The sequence below is a fragment of the Thauera chlorobenzoica genome (genome assembly GCF_001922305.1).
Classification (GTDB): Bacteria; Pseudomonadota; Gammaproteobacteria; order Burkholderiales; family Rhodocyclaceae; genus Thauera; species Thauera chlorobenzoica.
In genome coordinates this window covers 493,279-518,253 of the sequence record NZ_CP018839.1, presented here as the reverse complement: position 1 = coordinate 518,253, position 24,975 = coordinate 493,279, and the positions used below count along the sequence as shown (strand labels likewise).

Annotated in this window: 25 protein-coding genes and 1 pseudogene; 11 read left to right on the top strand and 15 right to left on the bottom strand. The window is 69.9% G+C overall.

Translation table 11 applies throughout. The features are described from left to right. Positions 1–64 precede the first annotated feature (64 nt). The gene (locus Tchl_RS02520) at positions 65–217 is read left to right on the top strand and encodes a rubredoxin (protein WP_327359921.1); all 153 of its coding nucleotides are present in this window, start codon (positions 65–67) and stop codon (positions 215–217) included. A gap of 121 nt (positions 218–338) precedes the next feature. Here Tchl_RS02520 and Tchl_RS02515 read toward each other — a convergent pair whose 3' ends face one another. Both Tchl_RS02515 and Tchl_RS02510 read right to left on the bottom strand, forming a co-directional pair. Then, positions 339–1,514, bottom strand: a complete 1,176-nt coding sequence (locus tag Tchl_RS02515) for a MalY/PatB family protein (protein WP_075147001.1) — start codon at positions 1,512–1,514, stop codon at positions 339–341. A gap of 196 nt (positions 1,515–1,710) precedes the next feature. Beyond that, on the bottom strand, positions 1,711–3,156 hold the full coding sequence (locus Tchl_RS02510; protein ID WP_075147000.1) for a cryptochrome/photolyase family protein: 1,446 nt from the start codon (positions 3,154–3,156) through the stop codon (positions 1,711–1,713). 152 nt (positions 3,157–3,308) lie between these two features. On the opposite strand from Tchl_RS02510, the gene Tchl_RS02505 reads away from it, so the two are divergent. Genes Tchl_RS02505 through Tchl_RS02485 form a run of 5 tightly spaced genes read left to right on the top strand, consistent with a single transcriptional unit; the run spans position 3,309 to position 7,149 of the window. Continuing rightward, a complete protein-coding gene (locus tag Tchl_RS02505) occupies positions 3,309–3,875 on the top strand; it encodes a YqgE/AlgH family protein (protein ID WP_075146999.1) in 567 nt (188 codons plus the stop codon). Beyond that, positions 3,868–4,371 (top strand): Holliday junction resolvase RuvX, encoded by a 504-nt coding sequence (ruvX, locus tag Tchl_RS02500; protein ID WP_075146998.1) that lies wholly within the window; start codon positions 3,868–3,870, stop codon positions 4,369–4,371. Before Tchl_RS02505 ends, ruvX begins: the two co-directional genes overlap by 8 nt. After that, positions 4,358–4,864, top strand: coding sequence for a bifunctional pyr operon transcriptional regulator/uracil phosphoribosyltransferase PyrR (gene pyrR / locus Tchl_RS02495; protein WP_075146997.1), 507 nt, complete (start codon positions 4,358–4,360; stop codon positions 4,862–4,864). Before ruvX ends, pyrR begins: the two co-directional genes overlap by 14 nt. Positions 4,865–4,880: 16 nt before the next feature. Then, positions 4,881–5,840 (top strand): aspartate carbamoyltransferase catalytic subunit, encoded by a 960-nt coding sequence (locus Tchl_RS02490; RefSeq protein WP_075146996.1) that lies wholly within the window; start codon positions 4,881–4,883, stop codon positions 5,838–5,840. A 31-nt stretch (positions 5,841–5,871) separates the two neighbouring features. Continuing rightward, positions 5,872–7,149 (top strand): dihydroorotase, encoded by a 1,278-nt coding sequence (locus Tchl_RS02485; protein WP_075146995.1) that lies wholly within the window; start codon positions 5,872–5,874, stop codon positions 7,147–7,149. 85 nt (positions 7,150–7,234) lie between these two features. Here the strand turns inward: Tchl_RS02485 and Tchl_RS02480 are convergent, their stop codons facing one another. The 3 genes and pseudogenes from Tchl_RS02480 to Tchl_RS02470 all read right to left on the bottom strand — a co-directional run bounded on the left by Tchl_RS02480 (position 7,235) and on the right by Tchl_RS02470 (position 9,396). Then, on the bottom strand, positions 7,235–7,816 hold the full coding sequence (locus Tchl_RS02480; RefSeq protein ID WP_075146994.1) for a YggT family protein: 582 nt from the start codon (positions 7,814–7,816) through the stop codon (positions 7,235–7,237). A 3-nt stretch (positions 7,817–7,819) separates the two neighbouring features. Then, positions 7,820–8,643 (bottom strand): annotated as a pseudogene (gene proC, locus Tchl_RS02475) (pyrroline-5-carboxylate reductase). Positions 8,644–8,688: 45 nt separating this feature from the next. Next, complete coding sequence (locus Tchl_RS02470) at positions 8,689–9,396, bottom strand: YggS family pyridoxal phosphate-dependent enzyme (RefSeq protein ID WP_075146993.1); 708 nt, start codon at positions 9,394–9,396, stop codon at positions 8,689–8,691. 90 nt (positions 9,397–9,486) lie between these two features. On the opposite strand from Tchl_RS02470, the gene Tchl_RS02465 reads away from it, so the two are divergent. Beyond that, a complete protein-coding gene (locus Tchl_RS02465; protein ID WP_075146992.1) occupies positions 9,487–10,530 on the top strand; it encodes a type IV pilus twitching motility protein PilT in 1,044 nt (347 codons plus the stop codon). Between the two features lie 18 nt (positions 10,531–10,548). Further along, positions 10,549–11,682, top strand: coding sequence for a PilT/PilU family type 4a pilus ATPase (locus Tchl_RS02460; RefSeq protein ID WP_075146991.1), 1,134 nt, complete (start codon positions 10,549–10,551; stop codon positions 11,680–11,682). Positions 11,683–11,715: 33 nt separating this feature from the next. On the opposite strand, the gene Tchl_RS02455 is transcribed toward Tchl_RS02460, so the two are convergent. From Tchl_RS02455 to Tchl_RS02410, 10 genes are all read right to left on the bottom strand, one after another. Further along, positions 11,716–12,882, bottom strand: a complete 1,167-nt coding sequence (locus tag Tchl_RS02455) for a THUMP domain-containing class I SAM-dependent RNA methyltransferase (protein WP_075146990.1) — start codon at positions 12,880–12,882, stop codon at positions 11,716–11,718. A 171-nt stretch (positions 12,883–13,053) separates the two neighbouring features. Next, on the bottom strand, positions 13,054–14,070 hold the full coding sequence (locus Tchl_RS02450; RefSeq protein ID WP_075146989.1) for a formate dehydrogenase subunit gamma: 1,017 nt from the start codon (positions 14,068–14,070) through the stop codon (positions 13,054–13,056). A 10-nt stretch (positions 14,071–14,080) separates the two neighbouring features. Then, positions 14,081–14,302, bottom strand: a complete 222-nt coding sequence (locus Tchl_RS02445; RefSeq protein ID WP_232311640.1) for a hypothetical protein — start codon at positions 14,300–14,302, stop codon at positions 14,081–14,083. Positions 14,303–14,313: 11 nt separating this feature from the next. Then, positions 14,314–14,940 (bottom strand): formate dehydrogenase FDH3 subunit beta, encoded by a 627-nt coding sequence (gene fdh3B, locus Tchl_RS02440; RefSeq protein ID WP_075146987.1) that lies wholly within the window; start codon positions 14,938–14,940, stop codon positions 14,314–14,316. A gap of 18 nt (positions 14,941–14,958) precedes the next feature. Next, complete coding sequence (locus Tchl_RS02435) at positions 14,959–17,871, bottom strand: formate dehydrogenase subunit alpha (RefSeq protein ID WP_075146986.1); 2,913 nt, start codon at positions 17,869–17,871, stop codon at positions 14,959–14,961. Positions 17,872–17,884: 13 nt separating this feature from the next. Continuing rightward, entirely contained in the window at positions 17,885–18,097 is a 213-nt protein-coding gene (locus tag Tchl_RS02430; protein WP_075146985.1) for a hypothetical protein, read from the bottom strand. A gap of 103 nt (positions 18,098–18,200) precedes the next feature. Then, entirely contained in the window at positions 18,201–18,833 is a 633-nt protein-coding gene (locus Tchl_RS02425) for a TorD/DmsD family molecular chaperone (protein WP_075146984.1), read from the bottom strand. Further along, positions 18,830–20,989, bottom strand: a complete 2,160-nt coding sequence (locus Tchl_RS02420; protein WP_083945120.1) for a 4Fe-4S binding protein — start codon at positions 20,987–20,989, stop codon at positions 18,830–18,832. Before Tchl_RS02420 ends, Tchl_RS02425 begins: the two co-directional genes overlap by 4 nt. A gap of 128 nt (positions 20,990–21,117) precedes the next feature. Continuing rightward, positions 21,118–21,768 carry a DUF3306 domain-containing protein gene (locus tag Tchl_RS02415; protein ID WP_075146983.1) on the bottom strand — a complete coding sequence of 217 codons (651 nt, stop codon included), beginning with the start codon at positions 21,766–21,768 and terminating at the stop codon, positions 21,118–21,120. After that, the gene (locus Tchl_RS02410) at positions 21,765–22,244 is read right to left on the bottom strand and encodes a DUF3305 domain-containing protein (RefSeq protein ID WP_075146982.1); all 480 of its coding nucleotides are present in this window, start codon (positions 22,242–22,244) and stop codon (positions 21,765–21,767) included. The genes Tchl_RS02415 and Tchl_RS02410 overlap by 4 nt, the downstream gene beginning before the upstream one ends. A gap of 200 nt (positions 22,245–22,444) precedes the next feature. On the opposite strand from Tchl_RS02410, the gene Tchl_RS02405 reads away from it, so the two are divergent. The 3 genes from Tchl_RS02405 to Tchl_RS02395 all read left to right on the top strand — a co-directional run bounded on the left by Tchl_RS02405 (position 22,445) and on the right by Tchl_RS02395 (position 24,965). Beyond that, positions 22,445–23,278 carry a formate dehydrogenase accessory sulfurtransferase FdhD gene (locus tag Tchl_RS02405; protein WP_075146981.1) on the top strand — a complete coding sequence of 278 codons (834 nt, stop codon included), beginning with the start codon at positions 22,445–22,447 and terminating at the stop codon, positions 23,276–23,278. An 84-nt stretch (positions 23,279–23,362) separates the two neighbouring features. After that, a complete protein-coding gene (gene mobA / locus Tchl_RS02400) occupies positions 23,363–24,010 on the top strand; it encodes a molybdenum cofactor guanylyltransferase MobA (RefSeq protein WP_075149536.1) in 648 nt (215 codons plus the stop codon). Next, positions 24,003–24,965, top strand: coding sequence for a helix-turn-helix transcriptional regulator (locus Tchl_RS02395; protein WP_083945118.1), 963 nt, complete (start codon positions 24,003–24,005; stop codon positions 24,963–24,965). The genes mobA and Tchl_RS02395 overlap by 8 nt, the downstream gene beginning before the upstream one ends. The last annotated feature ends 10 nt before the right edge of the window (positions 24,966–24,975 follow it).

Here is a 24,975-nt window from a genome sequence, read left to right as displayed (position 1 = left end):
AGATCGAGCCGATTCTACCCCCAAGTCAGGTCGAAACATGGCGGACCAGCCCTACCGAACCTATATGTGCGCGATCTGCGGCTTCATCTACGACGAAGCCGCCGGCCTCCCCGAGGAAGGCATCGCCCCCGGGACGCGCTGGGAAGACATCCCCTCCGCCTGGAGCTGCCCCGAGTGCCATGCGCGCAAGGAAGATTTCGACATGGTCGAGCTCTGAGCGCGCCCCAAAACGGTTTCGCCGTTCCTGCCCCCGAGGGCGCAGGGAAACCCGCAACGGCCCGACGTGTTCTTGAGCGCCGACACGCCCGGGCCCTGAATACCGGCCCGGACGCGCCCCTTCAGCCCTGCAGCGCGCGCGCCATACGCGCCAGGGCCTCGTCCAGGATCGCCCGCGGACAACCGAAGTTGAGCCGCACGAAGCCCGCCGCGCCGAAGGCGGCACCGTCGGAGAGGCCGACCCCGGCGGCCTCGAAGAAGGCCGCCGGGTCGTCGATGCCGCGCGCGGCGCTCAGCGCGCGACAGTCGATCCAGCCCAGGTAGGTGGCCTCGGGCACGGCCATTTCCAGGCCCGGCATCGCCTCCACCGCGGCGAGGACGCGGTCGCGGTTGGCGCGCAGGTAGTCGAGCAGGGCCCGCCGCCAGGCGTCGCCATCGCGGTAGGCCGCCTCCGCCGCAACCATCCCGAGGACGTTGACGTGGGGCACGATGCCGCGCATCGCATGGCGGTAACGGCGGCGCAGCGCGGCATCGGGAATCACCGCGAAGGCGCAGTACAGCGCCGGAATGTTCCAGGTCTTGGACGGCGCCATCAGGGTGATCGTGCGCCGCGCCACCGCCTCGCCGAGGGCGGCGATCGGACGGTGCGGGCGCGCCTCGTCGAGCACCAGCCCGCAGTGGATCTCGTCCGCGCAGATCAGCAGGTCGTGACGCTCGGCGAATTGCGCCAGGCGGCGCAGCTCGCCGTCGTCGAACACCCGCCCCACCGGGTTGTGCGGGCTGCACAGTAGCAACAGCCGGGTGCGCGCCGTGCATGCCGCCTCCAGCCCCGCCCAGTCCCACTGCCAGCGCCCGTCGCGCAGCACCAGCTCGACGCGCTGCAGCACGCGGCCGGTGTTGGCGGGGGCGGCGAGAAAGGGCGGATACACCGGCGTCGCGGTGAGCACGCCGTCCCCCGCCTCGCCGGCCAGGCTGCAGGCAAGGTTGAAGCCGGTGACCACGCCCGGCAGCCACACCAGCCAGTCGACCTCGATCGCCCAGCGGTGGTCGCGCCACAGCCCCTCGACCACGGCGGCCTCGAGCGACGGCCAGGGGTCGGTGTAGCCGAACACGCCGTGGTCGATGCGCGCATGCAGGGCCGCGGCGACTGCCGGCGGCGCGGCGAAATCCATGTCCGCCACCCACAGCGGCAGCACGTCGCGGCCGGCATAGCGCCCCCACTTCTCGCCCGGCTGGCTGCGGCGGTCGATGAGGCGGTCGAAGTCGAAGGACGGTTCGGAGGACGGAAGCTTGGACATGGGATGGCGCAGGAACGGGTCGGGAGAAAGAAGAAAGGCGGGAAACCAAAGAAAGACGAGAAGGCCGGAAAAGAGGCCACGCACCGCTGGCGAGCGCCCGGGAAATGCCTCTCGAGGCACGCTGCGCAGTCGCACGGCAGTGCCCCCGAGGCACCTACTTTACCGCGAAGCCGCCCCCGGCTCCGCCTTTCCCGATTCAGGCTTTCAACACCCCGAAGCGGGCCAGGGTGCGCAGCCGCGCCTGGGCGTGGTCGACCACCGGCGCGGGGTAGTCGATCCCGATCCGGACCCCGGCGGCGCGCTGCGCCGCGGCGTCCAGGGTCCACGGCGCATGCAGGAAGCGCTCCGGCACCTGCGCCAGCTCGGGCAGGTAGCGGCGGATGAAGCGTCCCTCCGGGTCGAAGCGCTGCGACTGCGTCACCGGGTTGAAGATGCGGAACCAGGGTTGCGCATCGCAGCCGGTGGACGCCGCCCACTGCCAGCCGCCGTTGTTGGCGGCGAGATCGTAGTCGTTGAGCCGGGCGGCGAAATGACGCTCGCCGAGGCGCCAGTCGATGCCCAGATCCTTGACCAGGAAGGACGCGGCGAGCATGCGCAGGCGGTTGTGCATGTAGCCGCTCTGCTCGAGCTGGCGCATCGCCGCATCGACGATCGGATAGCCGGTGCGCGCCTCGCACCAGGCGGCGAACAGTCCGGGGGCCTCGTCCCAGCGCAGCCGCTCGCATTCCGGCCGGAAGCAGCGCGCCACCACCTGCGGGTGGTGCCACAGGATCATGTGGTAGAAGTCGCGCCAGATCAGTTCGGACAGCCAGGCCCGCGCGCCCTCGCTGCCGTGGCCGTGGGCGAAGGCGGCCAGCTCGCGGATCGACACCGTGCCGAAGCGCAGGTGGGTCGACAGATAGCTGACCCCCTTCAGCGCCGGAAAATCGCGCGCATCGGCGTAACGGTCGATGCGCGCGGCAAAGTCCTCGAACAGCGCGCGCCCGCCGCGCATCCCGGCCGGCAACGCCGATCCGGACAGGCCGGCAGGCTCGAAGCCGATCTCGGCGAGGGCCGGAATACGCTCGCCCGGTGCCTTCGGCGCGAGCCGCCCGGCCTGCCCTTCGATGCGCCAGGCATCGAGCGCACCGCCATCGGCGTCGAGCCGCTTCAGCCAGGCGTTGCGGTACGGCGTGAACACGCTGAAAGGCTTGCCGTCCCGGGTCAGCACTTCGTCGCGCTCGAACACGACCTGATCCTTGCAGTCGACGAAGCCGATCCCCTGCTCGGCCAGGCGCTGCGCCACCCGGCTGTCGCGCGCGATCGCCGCCGGTTCGTAATCGCGGTTGGCGAAGACCGCATCGACCCCGAGCTCGGCGGCAAGCCGCGGCACGACCTCCTCGGCGCGGCCGTGGCGCACCAGCAGGCCGCCGCCGCTGCCAGCAGCCCGGCACGACAGGGCGTCGAGCGCTTCGTCGAGCTCGACCACGCTGGCATGGATGAATTCGACCCGGCGATCCCGGCGCGACGGCAGCGCGTCGAGGATCCCGCTGTCGAACACGAAAGCGCAATGCACGCGCCCGGCCCGGCGCAGCGCATGGTGCAGCGCGGCATGGTCGAAATGGCGCAGATCGCGGCGAAACCAGACAAGAGCGGAAAGCATGGGGGCACCGAACGCGGCAAAAATTCCAGGAGTGGGCCAGCGGATTCGGGCAGCGCCCCGGAGGCTGGCAGGCAGCCATTATCCGCCACCACCCGCGCGGAATCGCGCAGCGCCTCCCCAACTAGACCGGCGATCGGCGTAAAATCGCCGCCATGGATACGCCGACGGCCAACTTCACCCACCACTTCCTGATCGCCATGCCCAACATGGCCGATCCCCATTTCGCGCGCACGCTCACCTATATCGCCGAGCACAACGATCAGGGCGCCCTCGGTCTCATCATCAACCGCCCGATCGACATGACCCTGGCGAGCCTGTTCGAGCGCATCGAGCTGCCGCTCGACGCTCCGGGCTTTGCCGGTCAGCCGGTGTATTTCGGCGGTCCGGTACAGACCGACCGCGGCTTCGTGCTCCATCGCCCGATCGGCGAATGGCATTCCACGCTGAAGGTCACCGACGAAGTCGGCCTCACCAGCAGCCGCGACGTGCTGCAGGCGATCGGCGCCGGCGGCGAGCCGAAGGACGTGCTGGTCACCCTCGGCTACGCCGGCTGGGCCGCCGGCCAGCTCGAGCAGGAGTTGCTGGACAACGCCTGGCTGACGGTGCCCGCCGACCTGCCGATCATTTTCGAGCTGCCCCCCGAAGAACGGCTCGCCGCCGCGATGCAGAAGCTGGGGGTCGATTTCACCAACCTCAGCGAGGTCGCCGGGCATGCCTGACGCGGCCGCCAGCCCTTCCGTTTTGCCCAGCCCTTCCGCTTTGCCCCGCCCCACCGCCCTCCCCGAGCGGGGCAGCGTGCTCGGCTTCGACTTCGGCCTGGCGCGCATCGGCGTCGCCACCGGCGAGCTCGAAACCGGCCACGCCAGCGCGCTGGCCACGCTGCACGAGGAATCGAACGACGCCCGCTTCGCCGCGATCGCCCGCCTCATCGCCGAATGGCGGCCGATGGCGCTGGTGGTCGGCCTGCCGGCCCACCTCGACGGCACCGGACACGCGCTCGGCGCCCGCTGCCGGCGCTTCGCCAACCAGTTGCACGGCCGCTTCGGGCTGCCGGTGTTCACGGTGGACGAACGCCTGAGTTCGGTCGCCGCCGACGACGAGCTCGCCGCGGCCGGTCTCAGGAACTGGCGCGAACGCAAGGCGCGGGTCGATGCCGCCGCTGCAAGACTGATCCTGCAAACCTTCCTGGACGCCCGCCGCAATGACCAACCTTGATGCCGAAGCACTGTGCCGGCAGCTCGCCGAGCAGATCCGCCCTCACCTGACGCCCGAGACCGCGCTGGTCGGCATCCATACCGGCGGCCTGTGGCTCGCCGAGCGCCTTCACCGCGAGCTGGGCATCGGCCCGCCGCTGGGCGCGATCGATGTCTCCTTCTATCGCGACGACTACGCCAGCAAAGGCCTGCACGCCAGCCCCCAGCGCACCGGCATCCCGTTCAACGTCGATGGGGCACCGGTGATCCTGGTCGACGACGTGCTGTATACCGGCCGCACCACCCGCGCCGCGCTCAACGAGCTGTTCGACTTCGGCCGCCCGGCCTCGGTCGAGCTGGCGGTGCTGGTCGACCGCGGCAACCGCGAACTGCCGATCGCCGCACGCTACTGCGCCTTCACCCTGCCCGAAGCGCTGCCGCGCGACCAGAACCTGGAGCTGCAGCGCGACGACGGCGGCCGGCTCTGCCTCGCACTCACCCAGACCCAACGCTGAACCCGAGGTACGCCCGATGCGCAACCCCCAGCTCAACCAGCACGGCGAACTGCAGCACCTGCTCACCCTCGACGGCCTGCCGCGCGCCATCCTCACCGCCATCCTCGACACCGCCGCGCCCTTCACCGAAGTGGCCGAGCGCGAGGTCAAGAAGCTGCCGCTGCTGCGCGGCAAGAGCGTGTTCAACCTGTTCTTCGAGAACTCCACGCGCACCCGCACGACCTTCGAGATCGCCGCCAAGCGCCTGTCGGCCGACGTCGTGAACCTCAACATCAACACCAGCTCGGCCGCCAAGGGCGAGAGCCTGCTCGACACCGTCGACAACCTGTGCGCGATGCAGGCCGACATGTTCGTCGTGCGCCACGCCGCCAGCGGCGCGCCGGTGCTGATCGCGCAGCACCTGCAGGCCACCGGGCGCGACCACATCCACGTCGTCAACGCCGGCGACGGGCGCCACGCGCACCCGACCCAGGGTCTGCTCGACATGTACACGATCCGTCATTACAAGAAGGATTTCAGCCAGCTGACGGTGGCGATCGTCGGCGACGTGCTGCACTCGCGCGTGGCGCGCAGCCAGATCGCCGCGCTGACCACCCTCGGCGTGCCCGAGGTGCGCGTGATCGGCCCCAAGACCCTGCTGCCGACCGAGGTCGAGCGCCTCGGCGTGCGCGTCTTCCACGACATGGGCGAAGGCCTCAGGGGTGTCGACGTCGTCATGATGCTCCGCCTCCAGAACGAGCGCATGAACGGCGCGCTGCTGCCGACGCCGCAGGAGTACTACAAGATGTGGGGCCTCACCGCGGACAAGCTCGCGCTCGCCAAGCCGGATGCAATCGTGATGCACCCGGGGCCGATGAACCGCGGCGTCGAGATCGACTCGGCGGTGGCCGACGGCGCGCAGGCGGTGATCCTGCCCCAGGTCACCTTCGGCATCGCCGTGCGCATGGCGGTGATGAGCATGCTCGGCAGCCACTGAGCGCGGACAGCACAGGCACAAGGATTCACCCATGAACATCCTGATTTCCAACGGCCGCGTCGTCGACCCGGCCAACCGCAGCGACCGCGTGCAGGACGTCTACATCGCCGACGGCAAGGTCGCCGCGCTCGGCCACGCCCCCGCGGGCTTTCGCGCCGAGCGCACGCTCGACGCCACCGGCCGGGTCGTCGCCCCCGGCTTCATCGACCTCGCCGCGCGCCTGCGCGAGCCCGGCTTCGAGTACCGCGCCACGCTCGAATCCGAGATGGAGGCGGCGATGGCCGGCGGCGTCACCAGCCTGGCGATTCCGCCCGACACCGACCCCGCGCTCGACGAGCCCGGCCTCGTCGAGATGCTGTGCTACCGCGCGAAGAAGCTCAACCGCGCCCACATCTACCCGGTCGGCGCGCTGACCCTGGGCCTCAAGGGGGAGCGCCTGTCGGAGATGGCCGAGCTGGTCGAGGCCGGCTGCGTCGCCTTCTCCCAGGCCAACGTGCCGATCGTCGACAACACCGTGCTGCTGCGCGCGCTGCAGTACGCGGCGACCTTCGACTTCCGCGTCTGGCTGCAGCCGATCGCCCCCTTCCTCGGCCGCGGCGGCCACGCCCACGACGGCGAGGTCGCCACCCGCCTCGGCCTCGCCGGCATCCCGGTGGCGGCGGAGACGGTGGCGCTGTACACCTACCTGCAGCTGGCCAAGCTCACCGGCGCGCGCCTGCACATCACCCGCCTGTCCTCGGCCGCGGGGCTGGCGCTGATCGAGCAGGCCCGCGCCGAAGGCATGGATGTCAGCTGCGACGTGTCGATCAACCACGTCCACCTGTCCGACATGGACATCGGCTACTTCAACGCCAACTGCCACCTCGTGCCGCCGCTGCGCAGCCAGCGCGACCGCGAGGCGCTCGCCCGTGGCCTGGCCGAGGGCCGCATCAACGCGCTGTGCTCGGACCACACCCCGGTGGACGACGACGGCAAGCAGGCGCCGTTCTCCGAATCCGAGCCCGGCGCCACCGGCCTCGAGCTGCTGCTGCCGCTGACCCTGAAGTGGGCCGCCGACGCCGGGCTGTCGCTGCTCGACGGGCTGGCCCGGATCACCTCGGACGCGGCGAAGATCGTCGGCATCACCAAGGCCGGCCACCTGTCGCCGGGCGCGCGCGCCGACATCTGCGTCTTCGACCCCGCCGCCCATATCGCCATCACCCGCGAACAGCTCAGGAGCCAGGGCAAGAACACGCCCTTCCTCGGGCTGGAGCTGCCCGGCAAGGTGCAGTACACCCTGGTCGAGGGGCAGGTGATGTACGAGGGCTGAGGCACGGCTCCCGCCACGCGGGATTGCTGCAGCTCCTGCCGGCAGGGCAAGAACTGCAGCGTGCGCCGCTCCCGCTGACGGGCGATCAGCCGCCGAACAGCAGCGGTGCGAAGCTGCCGCGCACCCCGGCGAGCAGCATCAGCACGATCTGCAGCACCAGCAGCAGCACCAACGGCGACAGATCGACGTTGGCGATGCTCGGGATCACCCGGCGGAAAGGGCGCAGGAAGGGCGCGGCCAGCCCGTGCAGCACCGGCGCCAGCGGCGCATGCGGGCTGACCCAGGACAGCACCGCGGAACCGAGCACGACCGCGATCAGCAGATACACCATCATCCGCAGCAGCTCGATCAGGCCGACCCCGGCCAGCCCGGCGGCGACCGCGGCGGCATTGCCGCTGAACGCCGCCCCGCGCAGGCTCAGCTCGAACGCCACCAGCAGCACCTGCACCAGCCAGGCCGGCAGCAGGCTCGCCAGGTCGAGTCCGAACACCCCGGGGATAACGCGGCGCAGCGGCCGCACCGCCCAGTCGGTGGTGGTGACGACGAACTGGCCGAGCTGGTTGCGGAAGGAAATCCGCTGCCACTGCATGTAGAAGCGCGCCAGCAGCATCAGGGTGATGAAGCTGGCGGCGACGTTGAGAATCAGCAGGAGGATGTTGGCCAGCATCGCTTAGTCCCTGCCGAGTTCGGCGCCCAGCGCGCGACCGCGCGCCGCGGCCGCGTGCACCGCCGCGACCAGCTCGTCGTGCCAGCCGGCCGCCGCCAGGCTGGCGAGGGCGGCCTCGGTGGTGCCCCCTTCGAGGTCACGTTCTGGCGCAGCACCGCCGGCGAATCCCCGGAATCGGCCGCCAGTCGCGCCGCGCCGAGCACGGTGTCGATCGCCAGCCGGCGTGCCCCGGCCTCGTCGAAACCGAGCGCCCGCCCGGCCGCCTCCAGTGCCTCGATGAAGTGGAACACGTAGGCCGGGCCGCTGCCCGAGATCGCCGTCACCGCATCCATCCGCTCCTCGTCGTCGGCCCACACCGTGCTGCCGACCGCGGCGAGGATGCGCCCGGCGGCCGCGCGCCCGGCCGCATCCACCGAAGGGTCGGCGTACAGCCCGGTGACGCCGGCGCCGATCAGCGCCGGCGTGTTGGGCATGCAGCGCACCAGCCGGGTGTAGGGCGCGCCCGGCGTCCCCAGCCAGCGTCCGAGGTCGGCCAGGCGCAGGCCGGCAGCGATGCTGATCACCAGCTGGTTCGACAGCCGGCCGGCGAGCGGGGCGAGCGCGGCCTTCATCTGCTGCGGCTTCACCGCCAGCACCAGGACGTCGCAGGCCAGCGCCGTGGCGTCGACGGCTTCCACCGCACGCACGCCGAAACGCGCCGCCAGCCGCTCGCGGCCTTCGGCGCCGAGTTCGATGACCTGGATGCCGGCTGCAGCGAAGCCGCGTTCGAGCAGCCCGCCGATGAGGGCGGAGGCCATGTTGCCGCCGCCGAGAAAGGTGATGTTCATGAATGCCCTTGTGAATGGAATGCCACGCCGCCGCGGTCGCGGGGCTCAGGCGGATTCGGAGGCGGCGAGCGGGCGGCGCCCGCCGAAGATCGCCGTGCCCACGCGCACGATGGTCGCGCCTTCGGCGACCGCCGCTTCGATGTCGTGGGACATGCCCATCGACAAGGTGTCGAGCGCCAGGCCTTCGCCGACGAGGCGCTCTTGCAGGCGGCGCAGCACGGCAAAGCGCGCGCGCAGCAGGGCGGGGTCGTCGCTCGGTTCCGGAATGCACATCAGCCCGCGCAGCCGCAGCCGCGGCAGCGCCGCGACCGCGTGCGCGAGTGCGGCCGCGGCGTCCGGTGCCACCCCGCTCTTGCTCGCTTCACCGCTGACATTGACCTGGATGCAGACGTTGAGGGGCGGCAGATGGACGTCGCGCTGCGCCGACAGGCGCTCGGCGATCTTCAGGCGGTCGATGCTGTGCACCCAGTCGAAGGCGTTCGCCACCGCGCGCGTCTTGTTGCTCTGCAGCGGACCGATGAAGTGCCATTCCAGGCCCAGGCCGCGCAACGCCTCGACCTTGGCGACGCCTTCCTGCACATAGTTCTCGCCGAAGGCACGCTGGCCGGCGGCGGCCGCCTCACGCACCGCAGCGGCGGGCCAGGTCTTGCTCACCGCCAGCAGGGCGACTTCGTCCGGCGCGCGGCCTGCGCTTGCCGCCGCCGCGGCGAGCCTCGCCCGCACGGCGCGCAACCGTTCCGCAATGCTTGTCATGCTTGTGGCCTTTTTGTTAGGAAAACCGCGCAAAAAGTATAGCATTGCGCACTCACCCCTCTTCCCGCCCGCAGCCGCCCGCACGAACCCATGGACATCACCGAACTGCTCGCCTTCGCGGTCAAGAACAAGGCCTCCGACCTCCATCTCTCGGCCGGCCTGCCGCCGATGATCCGCGTCCATGGCGACGTCCGCCGCATCAACCTGCCGCCGATGGAGCACAAGGAAGTGCACGACATGGTGTATGACATCATGAACGATGCGCAGCGCAAGCAGTTCGAGGAGAGCTGGGAGTGCGACTTTTCCTTCGCTGTCCCCAACCTCGCCCGCTTCCGCGTCAATGCCTTCAACCAGAACCGCGGCGCGGGCGCGGTGTTCCGCACCATTCCGTCGAAAGTGCTGACCCTGGAAGAGCTCAACAGCCCGAAAATCTTCAAGGACATCGCCAGCCAGCCGCGCGGCATCGTGCTCGTCACCGGCCCCACCGGCTCGGGCAAATCGACCACGCTGGCGGCAATGGTCGATTACGTGAACGAAAACGAATACGGCCACATCCTCACCGTCGAGGATCCGATCGAATTCGTCCATGAATCCAAGCGCTGCCTGATCAACCAGCGCGAAGTGCACCGCGACACGATGTCCTTCAACAACGCCCTGCGCGCGGCGCTGCGCGAAGACCCCGACGTCGTCCTGGTGGGCGAGATGCGCGACCTCGAGACGATCCGCCTCGCGCTCACCGCCGCCGAGACCGGCCACCTGGTGTTCGGCACCCTGCACACCTCGTCGGCGGCGAAGACCATCGACCGCATCGTCGACGTCTTCCCCGCCGCCGAAAAGGACATGGTGCGCTCGATGCTGTCGGAGTCGCTGCGCGCGGTGATCTCGCAGACCCTGCTCAAGACCAGGGACGGTCAGGGCCGGGTGGCGGCGCACGAGATCATGATCGGCACCCCGGCGATCCGCAACCTGATCCGCGAGAACAAGATCGCCCAGATGTACTCGTCGATCCAGACCGGCCAGAACGTCGGCATGCAGACGCTGGACCAGTGCCTGGCCGACCTCGTCCGGCGCAACATCGTGTCGGCGGCGGAGGCCCGGATGAAGGCGCAGAACAAAGACAACTTCGCCGGCTGACGGCCCAGGAGCTCGACCATGGAACGCGACCAGGCGCTCAAGTTCATGCACGACCTGCTGCGGCTGATGCTGCAGAAGAACGGCTCGGACCTGTTCATCACCGCGGGGTTTCCGCCCGCGATCAAGATCGACGGCCGCATCGTGCCGCAATCGAACCAGTTGCTGCAGCCCCAGCACACCGCCGAACTCGCGCGTGCAGTGATGAGCGACCGCCAGGCGGCCGAGTTCGAAACCCACAAGGAATGCAATTTCGGCATTTCGCCCACCGGCATCGGCCGCTTCCGTGCCAACGCCTACATCCAGCAGGGCAAGGTCGGGCTGGTGTTGCGCACGATCCCGCAGCGCATTCCCGGCTTCGACGAGCTCGGCCTGCCGCCGGTGCTGCGCGACATCGCCCTGGCCCAGCGCGGGCTGGTGATCTTCGTCGGCGGCACCGGCACCGGCAAGACCACGTCGCTCGCCTCGATGGTGGATTTCCGCAACGAGAACACCTACGGCCACATCATCACGGTGGAAGATCCGATCGAGTTCGTGCATGCACACAAGAACTGCATCGTCTCCCAGCGCGAAGTCGGCATCGACACCGAGTCCTGGGAAGCGGCGCTGAAGAACACCCTGCGCCAGGCCCCCGACGTGATCCTGATGGGCGAGATCCGCGACCGCGAGACCATGGACTACGCCATCGCCTTCGCCGAGACCGGCCACCTGTGCCTCGCCACGCTGCACGCCAACAGCGCCAACCAGGCGATCGACCGGATCATCAACTTCTTCCCCGAAGACCGCCGCCAGCAGCTGCTGATGGACCTGTCGCTGAACCTGCGTGCGATCGTCTCCCAGCGCCTGCTGCCGCTGAAGGAGCGCAAGGGCCGGGTTCCGGCGGTGGAGATCCTGCTCAACTCGCCGCTGATCGCCGACCTCGTGTTCAAGGGCAACATCCCCGAGATCAAGGAAATCATGAAGCGCTCGCGCGAGCTGGGCATGCAGACGTTCGACCAGGCGCTGTTCGGGCTCTACGAGGATGGGCAGATCAGCTACGAAGACGCGCTGCGCAACGCCGATTCGGTCAACGACCTGCGCCTGCAGATCAAGCTCCACAGCAAGCACGGCGACCGCGACGTCAACAACGGCATCCAGAACCTCGGCATCGTCTGAGTCCGGCCGGCGCTCACCGCGCGCGGGCCGCCGTCAGCTCGCGGCCGCCTCGTCGCCCTTGCGCCGGTTGCTGCCGGCAACCATGCGGTACTCGTACAGCCGGCACTCGAGCGCGCCGTTGAACAGCGGCGTGCGCCGGCTCGCTTTCAGCCCGATCCGCTTCGGCAGCTCGACGTCCGCACTGAAGAAGTAGCAGCGCCAGCCGCCCCAGCGCTGCTTGAGCGCATCGCCCAGCTGCGGATAGAAGGCGGCGAGCTCCTCGGCCTCGCCCAGGCGCACGCCATAAGGCGGATTGGCCACCATCACCCCTTCGGCCGCGGGCGGGGTGCGCTCGAGCAGGTCGGCACGATCGAGGCGGACGCAGTCGGCCAGCCCGGCCGCATCCAGATTGACGCGGCTGCGCCGCACCCACTCGCCGACGATGTCCGAGCCGAACAGCGGCAGCACCCGCGGCGCCTGGCGGCGGCTTTCGGCCGCACGCCGGACCGCCGCCCAGGTGCTGCGCTCGTGGTGGCGGAAGCGCTCGAAGCCGAAGCGCCGCCCCAGGCCGGGGGCGATGTCGAGCGCCATCATCGCGGCCTCGATGAGGAAGGTGCCGCTGCCGCACATCGGGTCGAGCAGCGTTTCGCCGGGCGTCCACCCGGACAGGCGCAGGATGCCGGCGGCCAGGTTCTCCTTCAGCGGCGCCTCCACCGCGGCCGGCTTGAAGCCGCGCTTGTACAGCGGCGCGCCGGAGGTGTCGATGTACAGGGTCGCGGTGTCCGCAGTGAGGAACAGGTGGATGCGCACCGCCGGATCCGCGGTATCGACGTTCGGCCGCCGCCCGGCAACGGTGCGGAAATGGTCGCAGACCGCGTCCTTGACCCGCAGGGTGATGAACTCCAGGCTCTTCAGCGGCGACTTCTGCGCGGTGACGTAGATGCGGATGGTGTCGTCGGCGGTGAACCACTTCGCCCAGGTCACGCTGTAGGCGAGCTTGTAGATATCGACCTCGGCGCGGTAACGCCCCTGCGCCACCCGCCACATCACCCGGGTGGCGAGCCGGCTTTCCAGGTTCGCGCGCTGACAGGCCGCCCAGTCCCCCTCCCAGCTCACCCCGCCGTGCAGCGGCTGCACCGTGCGCGCGCCGAAGCGGCCCAGCTCTTCCGCAAGCAGGGTTTCGAGCCCGCGCGGACAGGGAGAAAAAAACGTTTCGGCCATCGACGGCTCCGCCCCAGAAAAGAACCGGCATTGTACCGCCGGCTGCGAGCATCGCTTCCGCGCCGCACAAAAAACGCGGCCCTGCACCGAGCGGGTCCGCGCAGGGCCGAATCACCCGGGCCGAGGGAGGGAAAAGAGCGACCGGGGTGGAGCAAGGCGCCCGGCGCGCGCTCAGGAACCGCCCGGCTTGCCGGTCTTGGCCTCCTGGTACCAGAGCGCGTGATGTTCCTTCGCCCAGGTTTCGTCGACGACGCCGGTGCGCATCGCCTGGTAGGCACCTTCCACACCGAGCGTGCCCATGTAGATGTGACCGAAGGACAGCGCCAGCAGGACGATCGCCGCAACGGCATGGACGATGTTCGCGGTCTGCATGTCGCTGCGCCCCCAGCCGTAGTTCGGAAAGTCCATCACCAACCCGGAAACCACCACGATCAGCCCGAGAAGGGTGACGCCGATCCAGAACCAGGTCTTCTCGCCGAAGTTGAACCGCCCCGAAGGCACGTGCTCGCCGCCGAACAGGCCGCCGGCGCGGCGGATCCACACCCCATCGACTGCCTGCCAGAAGTTGTCGCGCACGAAGGTGAGGATCATCAGCACGATGAACACGCCGAACAGCGGGCCGACGTAGTTATGCACCAGCTTGCCCGCGGCGAGCAGCCCGCCCAGCGCACCATGGCCGAGGAGCGGCAACAGCACGTGCTTGCCGAACAGGATCGCCACCCCGGTCAGCGCCAGCAGCACGAAGCTGATCGCCGTGCCCCAGTGCACGAAGCGCTCGAAGCCGGAAAAACGCTTCAAGGTCCGCCCGCTCGGCGCTCCATGCAGCTTCATCGCGCCCTTCACCAGCCAGAACAGCAGGATCGCTGCCGGCACCAGGATCAGCAGCCAGCCGCCGTAGCGGGTCACCGGGCCGTTGCGCAGCTGACGCCAGGTGTTGCCTTCGCTCTGGATCAGGACCGCGGTCTCGGGGCCGCGCACCGTGGTCAAGTGCGCCTCCCCCGAGCGCACCGCCCGCCACACCGGCGCATTGTTGAGCGGGCGCTCCACCTGGCGCACGGCCTGCTCGGCCGCCGAGCTGCCGGGCGGTGGCTCGGCCGCCTGCAACGGCAGGGCTGCCGCCCACGACAGCATGAGCAGCAGCGCGGCGAACACGCCGCCCCCCAGGCCCCGCATGAAGAGGTTCCTCATGGTGCTCTCCTTACTGGATGCGGTTGTACTCGGACTGGTTGCGGCTGCGGCTCATCAGCGCCTTTTCCCAGGCCTCGCGGTCGCCGTTGAAGAGCGGCCCTTCCCATGGCCGGGTATCGGCCTTGCCCTGGTAGCGGCCCTGCTCGTACACGGTGACCTGCGCCTGCTCGCCGCAGGCCGACAAGCCCAGCGCGACCCCCGCCGCCAGTGCGGCGATCTTCAGCCGCCTCATCGTTCTCGTCCTCATGACTGGCCCTCCCGCTTGCGCTCGCGCTTTTGCTCGCCGCCGCCATAGGCGGCATCCCAGCCCCACACCTCGGCGCCGCCGCCGCGGCGCAGCACGCGCTCGCGGAAGATGTCGGCCACCACCGCGGCGTCGCCGGCGAGCAGCGCCTTGGTCGAGCACATCTCGGCGCACAGCGGCAGCTTGCCTTCGGCCAGCCGGTTCGAGCCGTACTTCTCGTACTCGGCCTGGGAGCCGGTCTGCTCGGGACCGCCGGCACAGAAGGTGCACTTGTCCATCTTGCCGCGCGCGCCGAACGCCGCCGGACCGTTGGGGAACTGCGGCGCACCGAACGGACAGGCGTAGAAGCAGTAGCCGCAGCCGATGCAGCCGTCCTTGTCGTGGAGCACCACGCCCTCTTCGGTGCGGTAGAACACGTCGGTCGGGCACACCGCCATGCACGGTGCATCGGTGCAGTGCATGCAGGCGACCGAGATCGAGCGCTCGCCCGGCACGCCGTCGTTCATCGTCACCACCCGGCGCCGGTTCACACCCCACGGCACCTCGTGCTCGTTCTTGCACGCGGTGACGCAGCCGTTGCACTCGATGCAGCGCTCGGCGTCACAGAGGAATTTCATCCGTCCCATTTCTTATTCTCCTCGTCCTCAAGCCTTGCTCACGCGGCACAGGGTGGTCTTGGTTTCCTGCATCATCGTCACCGAGTCGTAGCCGTAGGTGGTGGCGGTGTTGACCGCCTCACCGCGCACGATCGGCGCCGCGCCCTCGGGGTAGTGCTCGAGCATGTCCTTGCCCTGCCACCAGCCGGAGAAGTGGAAGGGCAGGAACACCGTGCCCGGCGCCACGCGCTGGGTGACCTGGGCGCGCACCTTGAGCTTCGCCTTGGTCGGCGACTCGACCCAGATGTACTCGCCATTGCGGAAACCCGCATCATTGGCGTCCTTCGGGTTCACTTCGGCGAACATCTCCTGCTGCAGCTCGGCGAGCCAGGGGTTGGAGCGCGTCTCCTCACCGCCGCCCTCGTACTCGACGAGACGCCCCGAGGTCATGATAAGCGGGTATTCACGGGAAATGCCGGCGAGCTTCTCCTGCATCGACTTGTACAGCGTCGGCAGGCGCCAGAACTTCATCTTGTCGTCGTGGGTCGGGTACTTCGCCACCAGGTCGGGGCGCGGCGAGTAGATCGGCTCGCGGTGCTGCGGAATCGGGTCGGGGAAGTTCCACACCACCGCGCGCGCCTTCGCGTTGCCGAACGGATGCATGCCGTGGTTCTTCATCGCGACGCGGATGATCCCGCCCGAGGCGTCGGTCTTCCAGTTCTTGCCTTCGGCCGCGGCCTTCTCGGCATCGGTGAGCTCGTCCCACCAGCCCAGCTTCTTCAGCAGCACGTGATCGAACTCGGGGTAGCCCATCTGGATCTCGGCACCCTTCGATGCCGAACCTTCGCCGGCGAGCAGGGACACGCCGTCCTTTTCCACACCGAAGTTGGCGCGGAAGTTGCCGCCACCTTCCATCACGTGCTTGGAGGTGTCATACAGGTTGGGGGTGCCCGGGTGCTTCATCTCCGGGGTGCCGTAGCACGGCCAGGGCAGGCCGAAATACTCCCCATCGCAGGGGCCGCCGACCGCGCGCAAGGTCTTCACGTCGAAGGTGTGCATGTTCTTCATGTGCAGCTTCAGGCGTTCGGGCGACTGCCCGGTGTAGCCGATCGTCCACGTGCCGCGGTTGATCTCGCGCAAGGTGTCGGCCATGTCCGGCTCGTCCCAGCCCTGGGCATCCTTGACCAGCTTGATGTTCTTGACGAATTCGTCGGCCCAGCCGAACTTCTTCGCCAGCGCGTACATGATGGTCTGGTCGGGCCTGGACTCGAACAGCGGCTCGATGACCTTCTCGCGCCACTGCAGCGAACGGTTCGACGCCGTCGCCGAGCCCTCGGTCTCGAACTGGGTACAGGCCGGCAGCAGGTAGACGCCGTCCTTCCTCACCATCGCTGCCATGCCGGCGGTGGCCGACGGATAGGGGTCGATCACCACCAGGGTGTCGAGCGCCTTCATCGCCTCGACCATCTCCGCGCCACGGCTCTGCGAGTTCGGCGCATGGCCCCAGTACACCACCGCACGCAGGTTGCCGGCGGGCTGGTCGATCAGCTCCTTGTTCTCGAGCACGCCGTCGATCCAGCGCGACACGGTGATGCCGGACTTCTCCATCAGCTCCTGCGAGACGTAGCGGCTCTTGACCCACTCGTAGTCCACGCCCCACACGCTGCACCAGTGCTTCCACGAACCGGTCGCCAGCCCATAGTAGCCCGGCAGCGAATCCGGGTTGGGGCCGATGTCGGTCGCCCCCTGGACGTTGTCGTGGCCGCGGAAGATGTTCGCCCCGCCGCCCGAAGTGCCGATGTTGCCGAGTGCGAGCTGGACGATGCAGGAGGCGCGCACCATCGCGTTGCCGATCGAGTGCTGGGTCTGGCCCATGCACCAGACGATGGTGGACGGGCGGTTCTCGGCCATCGTGCGCGCGGCCAGCAGCATCTGGTCCTCGGGTACGCCGCAGGCTTCCTCGACCTTGTCCGGGGTCCATTTCGCCAGCACCTCCTCGCGCACCTTGTCCATGCCGAAGACGCGATCGTCGATGTATTTCCGGTCTTCCCAGCCGTTCTGGAAGATGTGGTAGAGCAGGCCGAACAGGAAGGGCACGTCGGTGCCGGAGCGGATGCGGATGTACTGGTGGGCCTTGGCCGCGGTGCGGGTGAAGCGCGGGTCGACGACGATCATCTTGGCGCCGTTTTCCTTGGCGTGCAGGATGTGCATCATCGACACCGGGTGGGCCTCGGCGGCGTTGGAGCCGATGAACAGCATCGCCTTCGCGTTCTGCATGTCGTTGTACGAGTTCGTCATCGCCCCGTAGCCCCAGGTGTTGGCCACCCCCGCCACCGTGGTGGAGTGGCAGATGCGCGCCTGGTGGTCGCAGTTGTTGGTGCCCCAGAAGGACACGAACTTGCGCAGCAGGTAGGACTGCTCGTTGTTGTGCTTGCTCGATCCGATCCAGTACACCGCGTCGGGGCCGGATTCCTCGCGGATCTTCAGCAGGCGGTCGCCCACTTCGGTGATCGCCTGCTCCCAGCTGATCTTCTGGTACTTGCCGTCGACCAGCTTCATCGGGTATTTCAGACGGTGCTCGCCGTGGCCGTGCTCGCGGATCGCCGCGCCTTTTGCACAGTGCGCGCCGAGGTTGATCGGCGAGTCGAACACCGGCTCCTGGCGGACCCAGACGCCGTTCTCGACCACCGCATCGATCGCACAGCCGACCGAACAGTGGGTGCACACCGTGCGTTTCACCTCGGCCTCGCCGCTGCCACGTGCCGCGGCAGGCGCTGCGGCTTCGGCCGCACCGATCAGGGTGTACGGCAGCTGGGCGGCCAGCGCCCCAGCGCCAACGCCCAGGCCGGAGCGCTTCAGGAACGCGCGGCGGTCCAGGGTCCGGCCGAGGTGGCGGACGGCGCCGCCGCCCAGCCGACGGGCGGCGCCCGGCGCCGCACTCGCAGTCTTCTTCGTCAACATGCTGGCGTCCTCCTCAGAGCCGCGCCGTGCGGTAGTAATTGCGCCGGTGCGCGCTGTCACCCGGTACGGCGGCATTGCCCGCCGCAGCCGCTGCGTCGGCGGCAACCACGCCCCCGGGCACGGCCTGGCTCGCCGCAGCGGCCAGCGCCGCGGCCCCGGCAGCACCTCCGGCACCGGCCGCGATCAGGAAATTCCGCCGGGACAACTTCGTCTTGTCGTCTTTCATCCTCGCTCTCCCCATCGACAAACAGGCATGGCCGAAGCCATTCCGAACTCCGTCAACACCGCAGCGCACCCGCCGGGCGCGCTACCCGAAAATACGCCGCTCATCAGGCAGGCGCCTCCAGCATCTCGAACGCGGCGCGCTCGATATCGAGGAAGGCCTGCAGCAGGGCGCCGGCCCGTGAATAAAAATCCGCTTCCGGCTCCTGCGCCAGGGTCTGCGCCAGACGCGCATACCAGGGCGCGAGATGACGGCCGAAAAACTGCCGCTGGCGCGCGAGCCCGGCGGCGTCGGGCCCGGTGACGATCAGGTGACGCATGACTTCGGCGAGCGCGGCGACGTGGTCCTCGGTCTCGGCCACGCCCTGGCGCCGCCCCAGGCCCAGTTCGGCCAGATCGGCGCGCAACTCGGCGAGCGGCGCTTCCTGCAGGAAGCCGCTCAGGTACCAGGAGCCGTTGGCGATCACCCGCGGCTTGCCGACGCTGACGAAGAGCGTGTCGAACTCGTCGCGCACGGCCTGCAACGACGTCGTCTGCGCGGCGCTGCCAAGTGCCGACCAGGCCGACGGCAGCGCACCTTGGGCACCGCCGAGCACGCCCCCGGCCCGCGCCAGGGCGGCGAGCAGCACCGCATCGGGCGCGGCGTGGAAAACGCGGGCGAGCACGGCGTAGTGCTCGGCGCGGGCGCGGTCCTCGTCAGAGAGGGCGGGCGGAGGCTGAAGCTCGATCGCGGCGTTCATTCGGTGAGATCCCAGGCGTTGACGGCAGGCTCGGTGCTCATCATGTCGATCACCCGGCAGTCGCCGCACATGCGCAGGCGGGCGCGTTCGGCCTCGGTCGCGAACATGGCGTGGGCGGACAGGCGGGCGAGCATCGATTCGATCAGCGGCGCCGCCCCCATCGCCTTGCCGCAGCGCGTGCAGTGGAACGTCTCCGCCGCGCGCAGGGTGCGCGCACGCCGGGCCTCGTCGCCGAGCAGCAGGCGCGCCTCGAGGCCGAGCGCGGACTCCGGACAGGACGCAACGCACAGCCCGCACTGCAGGCAGTGCCTCTCGACGAACTCGAGGCGGAAGCCGTCGCTCGCGGCGCGCAGCGCGCCTGCCGGACAGGCGCCGGTACAGGCCATGCACAAGGTACAGGCGTCGGTCGCACGCACCTGGCCGAAGGGCGCGCCGGCCTCGAGCGCGATCGCCGCCGGCAGTCCGCCTTCGGCATCCGCGGCAGGCGCCCCGGCGACCAGATGGTGCAGGACCAGATCGAGCGTCTCGCGCTTTTTCGCCAGCAGGCGAAAACGCGCCGGCGCGGCGACGCCCGTCGCCGGCGCCCATGCCCACAGCGCGGACTCGAGCGCCGGCCAGTCGTCGGCGTCGTCCGCGTCGATGATGCGCAGGTGCTCGCCGGCGTAGCCGAGGGCGGTGAGGATGGCCTGGCCGTGCCCGGCCTGCCCCTTCAGCGGCGTGCAATCGTGGCTGCCGGCGGCGAGCACCGCCACCTGACAGGCACCCAGCGCCAGGCTGCCGAGCATCAGGTCGAGGCCGACCGCGTCCGCGCTCCACACCTCGACCGGAATCACCCGCGCCGGCAGGCCGCGCCCGCGGCGGGCGAGGCGCTCGATCACCGCGCCGCCCGCCTGCGCCGCGTAGAACAGCAGGCAGGCCGCCTCGCCACCGGCGCGCGCGTATGCCGCGAGCAGGGTCTTCACCCGCAGGCCGAGTTCGGCCACCGGCGGGTACTGGAAGCCGAGCGCCCCCGAAGGGCAGGCCGTGGTGCAGGTGCCGCAGCCCTTGCACAGATAGGGATCGACCGCGATCACATCGCCGTCGGCGCGGATCGCCGCGGTCGCGCACACGTCGATGCAGTTCGTGCACCCGGTCTTGCGCGAGCGGCTGTGGGCACACAAGGCGGCCTCGAAAGCGACGTAGCGCGGCTTGTCGAATTCGCCCACCAACTCGCCCAGGGCCTGCACCGCGAGCGCCTGGGCGAAGGGGTCGCGTCCCGGTGCGGCATAACCATCGGGGAGCTCGACGCGCTTGAGCAGCGGTTCGGCGCAGAGATCGAGCACCAGGTCGAAGCGCTCGCTGCGCGTCACTTCCTGACGGGCGAAGTCGATCGCACCGATCTCGCCGCAGGCCGCCACACAGGCGCGGTGGTCCCGGCAGCGGTCGAGTTCGACCTGCAGATCGAAGCCGATCGCCCCTTCCGGACAGGCCCTGACGCAGGCGTTGCAGCGCACGCACAGGGCGAGGTCGATCGGGTTGCGCTGCTCCCAGCTCAGCTCGAAGGCGCCCAGATGGCCGGACAGCGCCAGCGGCCGGCCCGACCACAGCGGATACGCATTCACCGCCGGCAGTTCGACGTCCCCCGCCCGCCCGGTGATCAGCAGCGCAGGCTCGAAACTGCCCTTCAGCCGCTCGGCCCAGCCCAGCGCCGCGCCCGCCTCGCCGACGATCAGCAGGCGGCGCCCGGCGCGCAGCTGCACCCCGGACACCGGCTCGGGTTCGGGCAGGGTGGTCGCGGCGGCGATCAGCGCGGCAAGCTTGGGCGTGGCCTGCGCCGACTCGGCCGACCATCCGGCGTGCTCGCGCAGGTTGAAGAAATGGATCTGTCCGCCCGCGTCGTGGGCGTCGGCGAGCGCGCCGAACAGTGCGCTCTGCTGGGTACAGGAAACGAAGACCTCGCGACCGGCGGCGAGATCACTTTCCACGACCCCCAGCTCGGCGCCGCACAGAGCGTGGTGGCACGCGACCGGCGCGCCCGCCGCGGCCAGGCGCCCGGCATCGAAGGCGCAGCTGCGGTTGCAGTCGCACAGGCGGACCACCGCAGCGGAGCCGGCAGCGGCGCTGACATGCGGGCTCAGTGCGGACGCTGGGTCGGGAGCGAAAGGAAGGTTGTGCATTGGCGATTCCATGAGCTTTCCTGATTCAAGCATTACGCAAGCCGGAATTTAAAAAACTGGATACCGGAAAAGTCTGCTGCAATCCGCTTTTTCAGCGCCCTATCCCCGCGGGCGCGACAATTTGTCGTTCAAGGTCCGTTTTGTCCCGCCCGAAATGCATCGCCCGCAGGGAACGGCGGTGCGGTGGAGCCCTCACCCTCGCCGTCCGGCTGCGGCGCAGCAGCGTCCGCTGCCGCACCCGCCTCCCGCTCCGCACCCGGACTGGCGAGCGCCGCGGCGGCGTGCTCGTCACCAGGCAGCACCGGCTGCGCCCGGGCAGGCGAGGCGCCCTGCAGCGCGATCGCGGGCGCTTCATTGGCGCGCAGCCACTCGCGCGCATGCCTGAGCTTGGCCATCGCCTCCGGGGCGATCGGATCGGGCTGCGAGTAGTCGCCAATGTAGATGTCGAGCCCGTCCATGCGGTTGAAATGGGGGTCGGAAAAAAGCTTGCGCAGGGCCTGGCGGCGCAAGGCCTCACCCACTTCCTCCTTCAGGAAGGCGCTGAAGTCGGAGGCCAGGGACAGCTCCTCGAGCGGCGGCAACGGATTGTCGGCGCGCTCGTCTGCCGGTGCCCCCCCGGCGCAATCGGCAACGCACGCTCCGGCATCGGCAGCGCACTCGGCCGCCGCAGCGGGCGGTGCGGCGGCGGCCGCCCCCGGGGGCGCATCGGAACTGGCGCCTGCCGCGACCGCGGCAAGCTTGCGCCGCGACCAGCGCGACAGGAAGCCGCCCGCGCTCATGCCTGCCCTCCGGGCCTCGCCCGGTCCTGAGCCAGCGGGTCGTTGCGCCTGAGCTTCCTGCGCGGTTCCGGCCGGTAGTGGGTGTTGACGAACTCGCCCACCCAGTCGGCGACTTCGCGCGACATCGGCACGCCATCGACCTGCTCGCCCGAATCCAGCCAGCGTGCCGCCTCGCCGTAGCTCACCGACACCGCCACCGGCAGCGCCAGTTCGCCCTCCCGGCGCCACATCACGAACACTTTGGGGACCGGTGCACTGAGGTTGCTGAAGTAGTTCTCCGCCTCGTCACGGAACAGCTCGAGGGCGAAACCGCCCACGCGCCATTGCCCCCGCCCGCTCTCGGCCAGGATCCGGCGCGGAGCCGGATCGGCCTCCTCGAAGGCCGGCACCACGCCAACCGCTTCCCAGGCCTCGTCGACCCAGGGGTTGTTCAGGCGGCGGCGCTCCATGACCACCGCGATCGGAAACTGCTTCATCGCACTCCACCCGAAAAAGGAGCGCACACAAGGTGCGCATCGAACGGCACCGGCCCGCTCTGTTCCGTACAGCATAGGCCGGGAGCGCCCCTTCCGCGATGCGGGATTCCGCCAACACCCGGCACCGACTCCCGGCAGCGGGTGTCCGCGCGCCGCCATCCCGCTACAATCGGTGCTCAGCCCCACCGAGGACGGCACCGATGAACGCCCATCTTCCCCTTCGCCCCGTGCTGAGCCGGGCCAGTCGCCCGCTCACCGTCGAGATTCCTGCCGTGGATGAGCACGGCACGACCGTGCCGACCCCGATCGCCGGTGAACACCCGCTCACGCTCTATGTCGACAAGCGCGAGATCGTCACCCTGATGACGCTCGGCGCCGCCCCCGAGGCGCTCGCCATCGGCTGGCTGCGCAACCAGCGCCTGGTGCAGAGCCTCGACGAGATCGCCGCGGTGCAGGTCGACTGGGAGGTGGACGCGGTCGCGGTCACCACCCGCGGCGGCCTGCACGACGCCGACGAAAAGCTCGGTAGCCGCACCGTGACCACCGGCTGCGGCCAGGGCACGGTGTTCGGCGGGCTGATGGACGAGATCGACCAGCTCCGCCTGCCCGGCGACCGCAGCTTCGGGCAATCGACCCTGTACGCGCTGATGGAGGCGGTGCGCCACCACGAGTCGATCTACAAGCAGGCCGGCGCGGTCCACGGCTGCGCGCTGGCCCGGGCCACCCCCGGCGGTTGCGAGATCCTGATGTTCTTCGAGGACGTCGGCCGCCACAATGCGGTCGATGCGATCGCCGGCCAGATGTGGCTCGACGGCGTGGACGGCGCCGGCAAGATCTTCTACACCACCGGCCGGCTGACTTCGGAAATGGTGATCAAGACCGCGCAGATGGGCATTCCGGTCCTGGTGTCGCGCTCCGGCCTGACCCACATGGGCTGGCAGATCGCACAGAAGATCGGCCTCACCATGATCGGCCGCGCCCAGGGCAGGCACTACCTGCTGTTCACCGGCGCCGAGCATTTCCGGCGCGATTAGCCTCCCTGTGCAGCCGCTCCCACAGCGGACCCCACGACCGCTTCCATTTCGCCGCTCCGATCGATCTCCTCGATGAACACGACCATGCAGACCCAGGACCACACTTCGCCACAGAACCCCACGCCCCGCCCCGCCGCGCGCAGAATCACCGGCGTGCTCCTCGCCGGTGGCCAGGGCAGCCGCATGGGCGGCGTCGACAAGGGCCTGGTCGAGCTCGCCGGCCGGCCGATGGCCGCCCACGCGCTCGAACGCCTCGCCCCCCAGGTCGACGAGCTGCTGATCAACGCCAACCAGAACCTCGACACCTGGGAGGCGTTCGGCTACCCGGTGTTCGGCGACGACGTCGGCGGCTTCGCCGGCCCCCTCGCCGGCCTCCACGCGGCGCTGGTCCGCGCCCGCCACCCGCTGGTGGCGACCGCCCCCTGCGACTCGCCATTCCTGCCCGCCGACCTTGTCGCCCGGCTCGCCGCCGCGCTCGACGCAGCCGGCGCCGAGCTCGCGGTGGCGAAGACCTTCGACCAGGCCCACCCGGTGTTCTGCCTGTGCCGGCGCGAGCTGGCCGCCCATCTGGGCGCTTTCCTCGCTGCCGGCGGACGCAAGATCGACCGCTGGTACGGCAGCCTGAAGGTGGTCGAGGTCGCGTTCGACGACCAGGAAGCGGCGTTCCGCAACATCAACACCCGCGCCGAGCTGGCCGACGCGGCGAAGGACCTGCCCGCCACCGATGACTGACTCCGCGTCCGTACCCGGCAAGCCCGGGGGGGCCGCATCGCCGCCGGACACGCACGACGCCACCACCCCGCCACATGCGGCCTGCTTCACCGCGCGCGAAGCCGCTGCCTACCTCCACCTCAACGAGAAAAAGCTCTACGAACTCGCCAACCAGCGCGAACTGCCGGCGGCGCGCGTCGGCGGCAAGTGGCTGTTTCCACGCGCCCTGCTGGAAGAATGGGTGCTCGAGCAGGCCCACGGCGGTGCGCTCACCGACCGCCTGCTGGTCACCGGCAGCGACGACCCCCTGCTGACGGCTGCCATCGCTGCACTGGGCGCGGACCAGGGTGCCGACAGCTGGATCGCCTACAGCCCGACCGGCACCCTGCCCGGGCTGGAGCGGCTCGCCCGCCGCCGCGCCGACGCTGCCGTGCTGAACTGGGGCGCGGTCGAGCACAGCGCCCGCCAGCACCTCACCTTGCTCCACCGCTTCGGCCCCCACCGTCAGTGGGCGCGGGTCCGCCTGGCGCTGCGCGAGCAGGGCGTGCTGCTGCGCCCCGGGCTGAAGGCCGACGGCCTCGGCACCCTGGCCGGCTTCGACTACCGCTGGGCGATGCGTCCGCCCGGCGCCGGCACGCAGCACTTCCTCGAGTCGGCGCTGCCGGGCACCGGCCTCACCCTGGCCGACTGCTCGGTGAGCACCACCGTGCCCAGCGAGCGCCAAGCCGCCGCCCTCCTGGTGCGCGCCGAAGCCGACTGCGCCCCTGGCAGCCGCGCCGCCGCGACCGAGTTCGGCCTCGGCTTCCTGTCCCTGGGCTGGGTCGCACTCGATCTCGCGCTGCCGCGCCAGGTCCTCTTCCGCCGCCTGTTCCAGAACCTGCTGCGCGCCTGCGGCAGCACCGCATCCCGGGCGCTGGCCCGGCGCCTGGGCGGCTACGAGCTGTCACCGCTGGGCGAAGTCGCCGGGCTGGACTGAACGCCCGCCG